A 12230-nucleotide genomic window follows, 5' to 3' on the forward strand; every position below is an offset into this window, starting at 1 on the left:
TGGCGGGCGGGCGGCCGGGGTCAGTCGGCCGGCTGCCGGTGCCAGGGGGCGTCCGGGCGGGTGGGGGCCGGGGTGGCGGTCAGGCGCAGGGCGTACGTCCCGGGGGCGGGTTCGCCGAGGTAGTGGTGGCCGGTGAGGTGGCACCAGGCGGGGAGGTCGAGCGGGGCGGCCGGGTCGGTGGCGAGGACGTGCACGAGGGTGCCGGCGGGGGCGTCGGCGACGGCGGCGCGCAGGCGCAGCAGCAGGGTGACGCAGAGCAGTCCGCGGCCGTCGACGGTGCGGTCCGGGAGGTGACGGCGCGTCATCGGCGGGTCCGGGTGGCGGTGGTGGCGAGGGCCGGGAGGATCACGAGGGCGAGCAGGCCGCCGCCGAGGGCGAGGACGGGGTAGCCGGCCAGGTCGACGACGGCACCGGAGGCGAGGCCGCCGGTGGTGCCGGAGACGGCGATGGCGACGTCGACGGCGCCCTGGGTCCTGGCGCGGGTGGCGAGCGGGGCGGCGTCGGTGATGATCGCGGTGCCGGAGACCAGGCCGAAGTTCCAGCCGAGTCCGAGCAGGGCCAGGGCGAGGGCGAGCAGGGCGACCGAGTCGGCGGGGGCGAGGGCGGCGACGAGTCCGGCGGCGAGCAGGGTGAGGCCGGCGGCGGCGCCGACGAGCAGCGGCCCGCGCCGGTCGACCAGGCGCCCGGTGAGCGGGGAGGGCAGGTACATCGCGGCCACGTGCAGGGCGATGACCAGGCCGGACGCGGCGGTGCCGTGGCCGTGGTCGTGCATGTGGACGGGCGTCATCGTCATCACGGCGACCATCACCAGCTGGGTGACCACCATGACCTGCGCGCCGAGCAGCACCCGGTTGCGGATCCGGGCGGCGGCGGCCGGGTCGGCGGGGACGTCCGCGGTGGTGGCGGGGCCGTCGGTGGCGGTGGCGCGGGCCAGCAGCAGCGGGTCGGGGCGCAGCCGGGCGGCGAGGACGAGGGCCGCGGCGGCGTAGGCGGCTCCGGCCAGCAGGAACGGTCCGGCGAGGCGGGGCAGGCCGAGCGCGGCGGCGAGGTCGCCGGTGGGGGCGGCCAGGTTGGGGCCGAGGACGCCGCCGAGGGTGGTGGCGACCAGCACGGTGGAGACGGCGCGGGCCCGGTGGCCGGGGGCGGCGAGGTCGGCTCCGGCGTAGCGGGCCTGGAGGTTGGTGGCGGTCCCGGCGCCGTACACGAAGAGCGCGGCGAACAGCAGGACGGGGCTGTCCAGGGCGGCCGCGGCGATGACGCCGACACTGCCGACGGCCCCGGTCGCGTACCCGGCGGCGAGGCCGGGGCGGCGGCCGCGGGCGGCGGATATTCGGCTGACCGCGATCGCGGCGACGGCGCTGCCCGCGGTGAACAGGGCGCTGGGCAGCCCGGCCAGCCCGGTGCTGCCGAGCATCTCCTGGGCGAGCAGCGCGCCGACGGTGATGCCTGCGGCGAGGCCCGCGCCGCTGAGCACCTGCGAGACGACCAGCACCCGCAGGATGCGCCGCTGCACGGCGGGGTCGACGACCGGTTCGGCGGGCGGGGCGGCGGCGCGACTCACGGGCTCTCCTCGGTTTTCCACATTTCCATGGATAAGGCTATCAATCCGCTCCCCAGTCTCGTGAGCAGGAGCGGGCAGGGGCGATCAGGAGGACATCTCAAGATGACGGGTCCCGACCAGGTGCGAATGCCAAAGGTCGGGCAAAGTCCTCCCGATGTCGAAGCACGGGGGGTGCTGATGGGCGTCGTTCTGCCCGACGAACTGGCCTGGGTCCTGGATCTGATCGGGGTCAACTGGCCGAACGTGGACGAAGACGACTACCGCGAAATGGCGGACGCCGTAAGGCAGTTCGCCGAGGAGATCGACCAGCACCGGGGCGACCTCGAACAGGCCGTCGCGGAGATGGCGGGCGAGAACGCCGGCCTCGCACTGGATGCCTTCCAGGCGCACTGGGGTACAACGTCTTCCGCTACTACGACCCCGTCACCGCCCGCTACCTCACCCCCGACCCCCTCGGCCTCGGCGGCGGCCACGGCACCAACGGCGTGGGCGCCAGCAGCATCGAACGCCTGGGCATCAACCCGCGCTTCGGGAATCCCCCGCGAGCGATGGACTTCGGCCACGGCGGCTTCTACGTCACCAACGACCGCGACCAGGACCACCGGTGGGCCAGACGGCATGGCGAGGAAGCGGACTCCGGCGGCCCCGCGGTGATGCACTTCCAGATCTCCCGCTCCGAACTGGAGCGGTTGAACGGAAAGCGGTTCGGCAACGACGACGAGGTGATCGATTTCATCACCCGCCACCGCAACGACCGCAACGACAGCCCGATGCTGCTCAACCTCAGGCAATGGCGGAGGGAAGGTGCCCCGATGGACCTCGGCGGCCACCAGATAGCCTTCTACCAGCAGCAGGGTGTCGACCTGCTGAGCAACGGATACGCCGGAAGGGACCGTCGGCGATGAGGGAGTTCCGCCTGGAAGCGGACGAGCAGATGCAGGAGTTCTTCTCCGAAGTCGCCGACGTGATCCAGAGCTTCGGGGCCTCCCGCGCCGAGGCCGTGGCCCGGGTCAATCGCGCCTGGGGTGGACGGAAGATCGCCCCCTACCCCGACCTGCTCTGCCACGAGGATCCGGAGTACTGGGCGTACGGCCTCTACTACGACGACGCCGACGGCGACGAGGTGCCGTACTGGGACCCGAGCGCCGACCGGAGCACCTGGACCGTCGTCCCGCCCCCGCCGGACGGCGACCCCGCTTGGACGCTGCCCCGGGAGAGGTGAGGCGGGCGGGGGGGCGTGCGCCGGGGCGTGCTTCGAGCGCCCCCGTGGGGGTGACGGCAGGTCGTTCGTGGGCGGAGTTCGCGTGTCGGGCGGGTGGGCGCTGCCAGGGTGTGGCGGGTGATCTCTCGACGTGGATTGTTCCTGGCCTCCGGCGGTGCGATGACCGCCGCCGCCCTGGCCGGCCCCGGCACCGCCCCCTCCCGTGCCGCCGGTGCGGCCGCCCCGCCACCCGACCCGGCGCGGCAGGAGGCGGCCCTGACCATGGCGCGCCGCATCCTGCTGACCGACGCCGACCACCGCGACCTGACGCTCGACTACCTGAAGCTGTTGACGGGCCGTCAGCGGCTGCGTCCGGTCGCGCCGCGCGACGTGCTGGTGGTGGGTGCGGGCGTGGCGGGCATGGTGTGCGCGCGGCTGCTGCTGGCGGCCGGGCACAAGGTGCGGGTGCTGGAGGCGAACCGGAGCCGGGTCGGCGGCCGGGTGAAGACCTTCCGCGGCGACCTGTGGCAGGACTCCCGGCTGCACGCGGAGGCGGGCGCGATGCGCATCCCGTCCAGCCACGTGCTGACCCTGGCGCTGGCCGACCACCTGAAGGTGCCACGCCGCCCGTTCCACCTGGTGGACGTCCCGCCGCAGCCCGACCTGGTCTCCGGGGACGCCCGGGTGGTGTACCGGTCGTGGACGGGCGAGGAGTTCGCGACCGGCGGCGCGCCCGCGTACACCGCGCCGAAGGGCCTCGGCGGCCGGCTGGTGCACGTGAACGGACAGACCGTCAGCAAGGCGGCGTACGCGGCCGACCCGGGCCCGGTGAACAAGAGCTTCGGCTGGGACAGCACCCAGACCGCCGGCGCCGCCTTCGACCGCGCCCTGGACACCGCCCGCGCGTACACCATGGTGAAGAACGGCGACGGCTCGTGGAGCGACAAGCCGATCGAGCAGCGGGTGACCGGCATGGCGCAGCTGCTGTACGACCTGGACGGCTACTCGCTGCTGCGCTACCTGCAGGAGAGCGAGGGCTGGAGCGACGCCCAGGTGCAGGCGGTGGGCACGCTGGAGAACCTGACCAGCCGGCTGTCGTACGGCTTCCTGCACTCGGTGTTCGACGCCTCCGACATCAACCCGGCGGTCACCTACTTCGAGTTCAGCGCGGGCACCGACGCGCTGACCGAGGCGCTCGCCAAGGACCTGCCGATCGAGCGCGGCAAGGTCGCCACCCGGGTGCGGTTCGGCGACGGCGGGGTGACGGTGCTCGCCGAGCCGGAGAGCGGCCCCGAGGACGAGGCGTGCGAGGGCGCGATCGGCGGCGACCGGTGCGAGTACCGGGCGGACGCGGTGGTGCTGGCGGTGCCGTACGCGGCGCTGCGGCACGTCGACTTCGACCCGATCCTGCCCTACGGCAAGCGCCGGGCGATCGCCGAGCTCAAGCACGACACCGCGCACAAGGTGCTGGTGGAGTTCACCGAGCGCTGGTGGGAGTGGGACGAGGACACCTGGAAGGCGAAGCTGGGCGCCGACTACCGGCCCGCCCCGCACGGGGACGCGGTGGCGGCGGTCGGCGGCGGCTGCGTCTCGGACGAGGCCAGCCGGTTCGTCTACTTCCCCTCCCACCCGAGCGACGACGGCGCGCCCGGCGGCATCGTGCTGGCCGCCTACAACTGGGCCGAGGACGCGCTGCGCTTCGACGCGCTGACCCCCGCCGACCGGCACACCGAGGCGCTCGACCACCTGGCGGGCCTGTTCGGCGAGCGGATCCGCCGCTACGCCACCGACCGGCACGTCTCGCAGTCCTGGCTGCGCAACCGCTGGGCGCTCGGCGAGGCCGTGATCGAGACCCCCGGCCAGCTGCTCAGCCTCGGCCCGCACGTCCCCGCCCCGGTCGACGGCCGGCTGTTCTTCGCGGGCGACCACTGCCAGCCGCGCTACCACGCCTGGATCTCCGGTGCGATCGCCTCCGGCGTGGAGGCGGCCCTCCAGCTCACGGCCGGCTGACGGGACCGACCGGGCCGCCCGGCGACCCGGGCCGGCGGACGGTCCGCCGACCGGGTCGCCGGGCGGCGGGGACTGACGCGCGGTCAGTTCCCGGTCCGGCGGGCGGACCTGCGAGAACGCCGATAGCATCGGCACATGCCTGACGCCGGCCGGAACCAGAGGCCCTCGGTGCTGCTGGCGTTCCGCTCGGCGGTGGCACTGAACCGGCTGCTGGACGTGCTGCCGGTGTTCGGGGGCGATCCGCGGATCGACCGCTGGTTCACCCAGGTGCCCGGCTCCCGGTTCGGGCTGGACGCGCTGGCCGCGCTGGACCGCTCCGGCGCCCGGGTGATGGACTTCGAACAGGCCCGGCACGAGCGTTTCGACCTGATCCTGTCCACCAGCCCCAAGGGCGCGCTGACCAGCCTGTCCGGCCGGGTCCGGGCGCTGCTGCCGCACGGCGCGGGGTTCAACAAGGCGTTCGGCACCGAGGGTTCGCCCAGCCTGCCGTCCGGCCTGGACCCCGCGTTCCTGCTCTCCGAGGGCGAACCGTGGGCCGACCTGCACGGCCTCGGCCACCACGAGCAGCTGGCCCGGCTCACCGAGTACTGCCCGCCCGCCGCCGCCCGCGCCGTCGTGGTCGGCGACCCCACCCTGGACCGGATGCGGGAGTCCACCGGCCGCCGGGAGACCTACCGGGAACGGCTCGGCGTCGGCGACCGGACCCTGCTGGCGGTGCTCACCACCCACGGCGGGGAGAGCCTGCTGGCCCGCCGCCACGGCCTGCCGCTGGAACTCGCCCTCCACCTGCCCGTCGACGACTACCGGGTGGCCCTGGTCGTGCACCCCAACGAGGTCAGCGAACGCGGCCCGCACAACCTCGCCGAGCAGCTCCGCCCCGCCCTGCAGGCCGGACTGCTGCTGCCCTCCTCCGCCCAGGAGTGGGCGTCCGTCCTGGTCGCCGCCGACGCCGTGCTCACCGACCACGGCTCCACCGCCCTGTACGCGGCCGCGCTCGGCCGCACCGTCGTCCTGGACGGCTACGACGGCGGGTCGGAGCTGATCCCCGGCTCGCCGATGGCCCGGCTGCTCGCCGTCGCCCCGCGCTTCACCGGGGTCGCCGCGCTGCCGGACCTGCTGCGCGACGGCCCCGGCCCCGGCCCGGACCCGGCGGAGTTCGCCACCGCGGCCTTCGCCCACCCCGGCCGGGCGCTGCCGCTGCTGCGCGCCGAGCTGTACCGGCTGCTCGGCCTCGCCCCGCCGCGGACCCCGCTGACGCCCGAACTGCTGCCCGACCCGGCGCCCGCCCGCTCCCCGGCCCCGGCGCTGGCGGTGCGCGCCGAGGTCGACGGGCGGCGGGTGCGGGTGGAGCGCTTCCCGGTCGCCACCGAACTGCCGGTCCACCACCGCTCCGCCCGGCACGGCGCCGCGGGCCTCGCCGAGCAGCGCAGCGCGGAGGTGCTCTGGCGGCACCCCGGCACCGGCCGCTGGACGGCGGCCGGCTGGGCCGCGCACGTCCTGGACGAACTCCCGGGCTGCCGGGTCGCCGCCGCCCTGCTCTCCCCCGAACGCTGCCTGCTGGTGCACCGCCGCCACGGCCCGTTCGCCCTGCGGGTGCGCCCGCACCGCGCGGCCGGCCGGGTCCGCCGGATCGACCCGGCGGCGGCGGTCTCCGCCGTGTACGCCTGGCTGGTCGCCCGGCCGGACTCCGCCGGGGACCTCCCGCTGGAACTCGACTGCACCGTCGGCCCGGTGACGGTCCGGCTGGAACTGGGACCGGCCGCCCACGGCGAGTGGGACGTCGAGTTCTGAGCCGGGCGGGGGCTCCGGGCCGGTCAGCGGATGCTCGTGACGTACCACTGCCTGGGCGTCGCGCCGTCGGGGAAGGTGAGGTGCGCTTCCTCGACCGGCCGGACCTCAGCCCTTCTCGGCGCGGAGGGCGGCGGCGCGGGAGCGGTGGCGGGCGGCGGTGGTGGGGTGTCCGGTGGCGTCGGCGAGTTCGGCGAGTTCGGTGCGGATCCGGGCCTCGTCGTAGCTGGAGCCGCGGGTGGTGGCGGCGGTCAGGGCCTCGGTCAGCAGGGGTTCGGCTTCTTCGTGGCGGCCGAGTTGCCGCAGGGCGCGGGCCAGGCCGAAGGAGGTGCGGGCGGTCATGCGTTCGCGGCCGGGCAGGGCGGCGAACTCGGTGCGGGCCGCGGCGAAGAGGTCGGCGGCGGCCGGGTCGGCGGCGGCGGTGGCGGTCTTGGCGAGCTGGTAGGTCTGCAGGGCGGCGCCGTACGCGTTGCCGATCCCCTGCTGGATCTGCCGGGCGGCGGTGAAGTCGGCGCGGGCGGCGGCGAAGTCGCGGTGGGCGGCTTCGTCCTCGCCCCGGGCCGCGGCGGCTTCGCCCCGGGCGAGGGCGAACTGGCCGCGGAAGTCGATCGCGGAGCCGGCCAGCCGGCGGTGCTCGTGGCCGTCGTCGAGCAGGGTGGCCAGCGCGCAGGCCTGTTCGACGGCGGCGGCGGCCTCGTCGAAGCAGCCCTGTTCCCACAGCGGGCGGGCCAGCAGGTCGCGGGTGCGGACCCGGGCGGGCAGGTGGCCGGTGCGGTCGGCGGCGACGACGGCGGTGCGGAAGGCGTCGGTGGCGTCGGCGTGCCGGGGGTGGTCGAGGAAGTGCGTCCAGAGCGATTCGGCGAGGGCGACGGCGTCCTCGTCGCGGCCGCTGTCGTGGGCGAGGCCGACGGCCCCGTACAGGGCGTGCCGGTTGGCTTCCATCCAGCGCAGCGCGTCGGCCTTGGCGGGGCCGAGGTCGGCGTCGGGGACGCCGGGCAGCGGCGGGAGTTCGGCCTGGACGGTGGCGCGGGGGCCGGCGGTGAGCAGGTCGGCGCGGGCGCACTGGCGGCGCAGCCAGTGCAGCAGGCGGGCCCGGGCGGCGGCGCGTCCGGTGCCGTCGGGGTCGGCGGTGTGGCCGGTCCGGCGGGCGTGGCCGCGGACCAGGGCGTGCTGGCGGTAGCCGCCGTCGTGGTGGTCGAGCAGGCCGGCGGTGCGGAGTTCGGCGAGGGCGTCCTCGGTGTCGAGCAGGTCGCGGCCGAGCAGGGCGGCGGCGGTCGGCAGGACCGCGAACGGGCCGGGGCACTCGGGCAGGAGGTGGTACAACCGGGCGGCGTCGGGGCCGAGTTCGGCGAGGGCGGTGTCCCAGACGGCCTCCACGGGGGCGCTCCCCCGCCGGTGCAGGTCGGCGGTGAGGCGGTCGGCGAGCTCGGCCAGGCTGCGGTGCGGGTGCTTGCGGGCGAGTCCGCCGGCCACCTCGGCGGCCTTCGGCAGTCCGTCGCAGAGGGCGGCGAGGGCCTCGACGGCGGCGGGGTCAGCGGCGGCGTGCCGGTCGCCGAGGAGCAGGCGCAGCAGGTCGGCGGTGTGCTCGGGGCCGAGCGGGGCGAGGGCGAGTTCCTCGGCGGCGGGGCCGAGGTCGTACAGCGGGCCGTGGCTGGCGGTCAGCACCAGGCTGCGGGCGGAGGCGGGCAGCAGCGGTTCGACCTCGGCGGCGGTGCGGGCGTTGTCGACCACCAGCAGCAGGCGCTTGCCGCGGGTGCGGTCCCAGAACTGGCGGACCAGGCCGCGGAAGTCGCGGCGCAGCCACTCCCGTTCGACGCCGAGCGAGGACAGCAGGTCGGTCAGGACGGCGGCCAGGTCGGGGACGCCCTCGCGCCGGTACTCGTCCAGGTCGAGGTAGTGGGCGCCGTCCGGGTAGCGGTCGGCCAGCTGGTGGCCGGCCCGGACGCACAGCGCGGTCTTGCCGACGCCGCCGAGGCCGCTGACGGCGAGGATCCGGGGGCGGGTGCCTTCCCCGGCCGGGACGGCGGCGGCGGTGATCCGGTGCTGTTCCTCCGTCCGGTCGACGAAGTGCGCCTTCTCGGGCGGGAGTTCGAAGGAGGGGTGGTGGACCAGCGTCCTCGCCTCGTGGATGTGGACGGCGCCAATCTCATGGGCCTGCACCAGGTGCCCCACCGCGGCCTGCCCGCCGACCACGTTGTGCGTCTGCTCGCTCACCCGGCCAACCCTACGCGTTCGCGGGGCTCCTGATCGGTGATCGGGCGAGTCGCGGCGGTCAGCCGTGGAGGTAGGGCGTCCAGATCGGGCTCTCGGTGACGGAGCGCCAGAAGGTCAGGTCGAGCGGGGGGCGGTAGCGGCCGGAGCGGATGGGGTCGCCCTTGCTGCTGACGGTGCCGGAGTACTCGGTGAAGTCGAGGATGGTGCCGTCGGGGCGCCAGATCACCACCCGGTAGCCGAACAGGCCGGGGACCTGGGCGTCGTTCACCGCGACCATCTCCCAGCTGCCGTCGGGCCGGTAGCCGGAGAGGCAGCCCTGCTCGTCGTTGTCGGAGGTGCCGCTGTTGGTGCCGCACCGGAAGGGTGCCAGGTCGGGGTCGGGGCTGGCGCCGCCCGCGGGGAAGGGCACCTTGGAGTGGTGCAGCGACAGTTCGAGCGCGACCGGGCCGGCCTCGTCGGTGTAGTCCAGGTGGACGGTGGAGCCCTCCCCCGGACGGTCGGTCCTGAAGACCGCGCCCTGGGTGAAGCGGTTGCGGTAGGTGGGCATCAGCTTTTCGAGGTCCTTCAGCACGGAGTACGTGGTGAAGTCGACGGGGCTGCCAGTGGCGGAGCCGGTGCGGCTGGCGGCGGCGCTGCCGAGCTGGGGGGCGGCGGGCAGCGGGAACTGCTGCCAGCGGTCGCCGGCGGCGGAGGGGTCCGGTGAGGAGCTCAGGTCCGGGTCGGGGCTCCGGGAGGGGGTGGTGGGGGCGGTGGGGGTGGTGGGGGCGGTCGGGGTGGCGGGGGACGCGGAGAGCGGGCGGGTGCGGTCGGCGGGGCCGACGTTCGCGCCGGTCCTCGGTCCGGCGGAGATCAGCGGGAGTCCGGCGTTCGCCCCGGCGAAGGCGATGGCGGCGACGGTCAGGACCGTTCCGGCGATCCGCAGCCGCCGGGCCACCTGGCGGCGGCGGCCGCGGCGGCCGCTCTCGGCGACGATCACCGAGACGGGCACGCTCAGGTCCTTGACGCAGGTCTCCATCATGGCGGAGAGCTCAGGGTCCGGGTCCGGGTCCAAGGTTCCGATGCCTTCCGTGACTGGCAGGTGGGTGGTGCGGCGGGGTGGTGCGCGGTGTCAGTCCTGGAGCAGCAGGGCCCGGTCGGGGCCGAGGATGGTGCGCAGGCGGGCCATCGAGCGGGAGTTGAGGCTCTTCACCGCGCTGACGGTGATGCCCATGGCCTCGGCGGTCTCCTCCAGGCTGTAGTCCTCCAGGTAGCGGAGCACCACGGCGGCCCGGTTGCGGGGCGGCAGTTGGCCGAGTGCGGCGATCAGGGTGAGCCGCAGGGCCGCCGCGCTGCCCTCGTGCGCGCCGATCGACGGCTCCTCGGGGAACTCGGCGACCACGAGTTCGCTGGAGCGGCGCAGCCGCCGGTGGGAGAGGTAGCAGCGCAGCAGCACCTTGCGGGCGTACGCGTCGATGCCCGCTTCGCCGTCGCCGCGCCGCAGCCGCCCCCAGACCGGGTAGAGCTTGGACAGCGCGGTCTGCACCAGGTCCTGCGCCTGGTGCCAGTCACCGCACATCAGGTACGCCAAGTGGAACAGGCGGCGCGCCCGGCTGGCCGCGAACTCGTCGAAGCCGAGCCCCTCGGTCATGTGGTCCCCCGGATGGAAAGCGTTTCGTCGACGTCCTGAAGACACGCGGCGGGCGGTGCGGTCCGTCGCACCCGGAAGGTGAAGACTCCGTAACGATGATCGCCGGCGGTGCGACGGGGGGTCGGCCCGGCTGCCCGGCGGGCGGGTCCGGGGGTGCCGGCGGCCGGCGGGTCATTCGACGGTGAGCTTGATCCGGCTGCCGTCGGGCAGGTCGCGGGTGGCGTGGGCGAGGGGGCCGCGCAGGCGCATCGCGGTGGCGGCGTCCTCGGGGCGCAGGTTGTCGTGGGTGTAGCCGCCGCCGAGCACGAAGGGCTGCCGGGGGACCAGGCGCCGGTCGACCGGGAGCGGGCCGTTGGCCTGCATGTAGGCGTGGGCGAAGGAGTGCGCGCCGTTGACGTCGGGGTCGGCGAGCAGCCAGGCGGCCCAGTCCTCCAGGCTGTCGCCGAGGTCGTCGGTGGCGGCGGTCTCGGGGTCGAAGGAGACCACCCGGGCGCCGTCGACGATGCCGAACTGGACGCCGAACAGGTCCTGGCCGAAGCAGAACACCGCGTCGGCGAGGCCCTGGTAGCCGGACTTCCAGGTGTCCGCGCCGTTCCAGTCGAGCAGTTCGGGGCCGAGGCCCTCGTCGCCGACGCGGTAGACCTGGATGCCGCCGTTGAAGGCGAAGAAGCCGTTCATCCGGCCGAGCAGCGCGGCGAGTTCGGCGAGCGGGCCGCGGTCGGTGCCGAGGTCGAGCTCGACCCGCGGGCCCATCGGGCCGCGGGCGAGGTCGAGCAGCCGCTCCAGCGCGGAGTGCGGAGCCTCCGGTTCGTCCGGGGTGCCTGCGGTGGCGGTGTCCGTGGTGCTCATGGTGCGGTCTCCGTGTCCGTTCCCCGTGGATGCGCCGGCCGGGGCGGTGGTCGCGGACCGGCCGGTCCGACGATACCGGGGGCGGGCCAAGACCATTGACCGGCACAGGCGTTCGATTCCGGTCGCGGTCCGGCGTGGTGCACCATGGGAGCCGACGGCCGATCATGACGAGCCGATCGCGACGAAGGGAACTCCACCGCATGAGTGCGGACGACTGGCTGCGCCGCTACCACCCCGGGGAGCCCGGGACGCCCCGGCTGGTGTGCTTCCCGCACGCGGGCGGGACGGCCAACTACTGGCACCCGCTGTCCGCGGCGCTCCGGGGCCGGGTCGAGGTGACGGCCGTGCAGTACCCGGGCCGGCAGGACCGGTGCGGGCAGCCGCCGGTCGGCGACCTGCACGAGCTCGCCGACCGGGCCGCGGCGGCGCTGCTGCCGTCCTGGCTGCCCGAGCCGCCCGCGCTGCTCGGGCACAGCATGGGCGCGGTGCTCGCCTACGAGACGGCCCGGCGGCTGGCCGACGCGACCGGGCGGGGGCCGCGCCTGCTGGTGGTGTCCGGGCGCCGGGCGCCGCACGTGGTCCGGGCGGAGTCCGGGCTGCACGAGGCGTCCGACGACGAACTGGTCGACCACCTGGCCTCGTTGGGCGGGACGCTGGAGGCCGTGCTGGCGGACCCGGAACTGCGGGCGCTGTTCCTGCCGCCGCTGCGCGCCGACTACCGGGCGGTGGAGACCTACCGCCACCGGCCCGGCCCGCCGCTGGCCTGTCCGGTGACGGTGCTGATCGGCGAGTCGGACCCGCAGGTCACCCCGGACGAGGCGGTGGCCTGGTCGGTGCACACCACCGGCCCGCTGGAGGTGCGCGGCTACCCGGGCGGGCACTTCTTCCTGGCCGAGCAGCGGCAGGCGGTCACCGCCCTGCTCGCCGAGCGCCTGGCCGCCGCCCCCGGTTCCGGCTCCGGCCCCGGGGGCGCCTGACGG

The 12230-nt window shown here is 75.4% G+C and carries 11 protein-coding genes and 1 pseudogene; 5 read left to right on the forward strand and 7 right to left on the reverse strand.

Annotated features, from left to right (window positions below):
• Positions 1 to 20 precede the first annotated feature (20 nt).
• The 3 genes from EDD39_RS27275 to EDD39_RS27285 all read right to left on the reverse strand — a co-directional run bounded on the left by EDD39_RS27275 (position 21) and on the right by EDD39_RS27285 (position 1951).
• On the reverse strand, positions 21 to 305 hold the full coding sequence (locus EDD39_RS27275) for a sulfurtransferase TusA family protein (RefSeq protein WP_123561184.1): 285 nt from the start codon (positions 303 to 305) through the stop codon (positions 21 to 23).
• Positions 302 to 1561 (reverse strand): MFS transporter, encoded by a 1260-nt coding sequence (locus tag EDD39_RS27280; protein WP_123561186.1) that lies wholly within the window; start codon positions 1559 to 1561, stop codon positions 302 to 304. Before EDD39_RS27280 ends, EDD39_RS27275 begins: the two co-directional genes overlap by 4 nt.
• An 84-nt stretch (positions 1562 to 1645) precedes the next feature.
• Entirely contained in the window at positions 1646 to 1951 is a 306-nt protein-coding gene (locus EDD39_RS27285; protein WP_123561188.1) for a hypothetical protein, read from the reverse strand.
• Between EDD39_RS27285 and EDD39_RS27290 the strand changes: the two are divergent.
• The 4 genes and pseudogenes from EDD39_RS27290 to EDD39_RS27305 form a co-directional block, all read left to right on the forward strand.
• Positions 1909 to 2466 (forward strand): annotated as a pseudogene (locus EDD39_RS27290) (DUF3990 domain-containing protein); the annotation flags it as partial. The gene EDD39_RS27285 and the pseudogene EDD39_RS27290 overlap by 43 nt on opposite strands.
• A complete protein-coding gene (locus EDD39_RS27295; protein ID WP_123561192.1) occupies positions 2463 to 2783 on the forward strand; it encodes a hypothetical protein in 321 nt (106 codons plus the stop codon). The pseudogene EDD39_RS27290 and the gene EDD39_RS27295, both read left to right, overlap by 4 nt.
• A gap of 117 nt (positions 2784 to 2900) precedes the next feature.
• Positions 2901 to 4772 carry a flavin monoamine oxidase family protein gene (locus EDD39_RS27300; protein WP_123820770.1) on the forward strand — a complete coding sequence of 624 codons (1872 nt, stop codon included), beginning with the start codon at positions 2901 to 2903 and terminating at the stop codon, positions 4770 to 4772.
• 135 nt (positions 4773 to 4907) lie between these two features.
• The gene (locus tag EDD39_RS27305; protein WP_123561196.1) at positions 4908 to 6563 is read left to right on the forward strand and encodes a translation initiation factor 2; all 1656 of its coding nucleotides are present in this window, start codon (positions 4908 to 4910) and stop codon (positions 6561 to 6563) included.
• A 105-nt stretch (positions 6564 to 6668) separates the two neighbouring features.
• Here the strand turns inward: EDD39_RS27305 and EDD39_RS27310 are convergent, their stop codons facing one another.
• The 4 genes from EDD39_RS27310 to EDD39_RS27325 form a co-directional block, all read right to left on the reverse strand.
• The gene (locus EDD39_RS27310) at positions 6669 to 8774 is read right to left on the reverse strand and encodes an ATP-binding protein (RefSeq protein ID WP_123561198.1); all 2106 of its coding nucleotides are present in this window, start codon (positions 8772 to 8774) and stop codon (positions 6669 to 6671) included.
• A 58-nt stretch (positions 8775 to 8832) separates the two neighbouring features.
• Entirely contained in the window at positions 8833 to 9825 is a 993-nt protein-coding gene (locus tag EDD39_RS39865; RefSeq protein WP_123561200.1) for a hypothetical protein, read from the reverse strand.
• A 57-nt stretch (positions 9826 to 9882) separates the two neighbouring features.
• Complete coding sequence (locus tag EDD39_RS27320) at positions 9883 to 10401, reverse strand: SigE family RNA polymerase sigma factor (RefSeq protein WP_123561202.1); 519 nt, start codon at positions 10399 to 10401, stop codon at positions 9883 to 9885.
• 171 nt (positions 10402 to 10572) lie between these two features.
• A complete protein-coding gene (locus tag EDD39_RS27325; protein WP_123561204.1) occupies positions 10573 to 11250 on the reverse strand; it encodes an SMI1/KNR4 family protein in 678 nt (225 codons plus the stop codon).
• Positions 11251 to 11450: 200 nt separating this feature from the next.
• Here EDD39_RS27325 and EDD39_RS27330 point away from each other — a divergent pair, with 200 nt between their 5' ends.
• A complete protein-coding gene (locus EDD39_RS27330) occupies positions 11451 to 12227 on the forward strand; it encodes a thioesterase II family protein (RefSeq protein WP_123561206.1) in 777 nt (258 codons plus the stop codon).
• The last annotated feature ends 3 nt before the right edge of the window (positions 12228 to 12230 follow it).

This window comes from Kitasatospora cineracea, assembly GCF_003751605.1.
Taxonomy (GTDB): Bacteria; Actinomycetota; Actinomycetes; order Streptomycetales; family Streptomycetaceae; genus Kitasatospora; species Kitasatospora cineracea.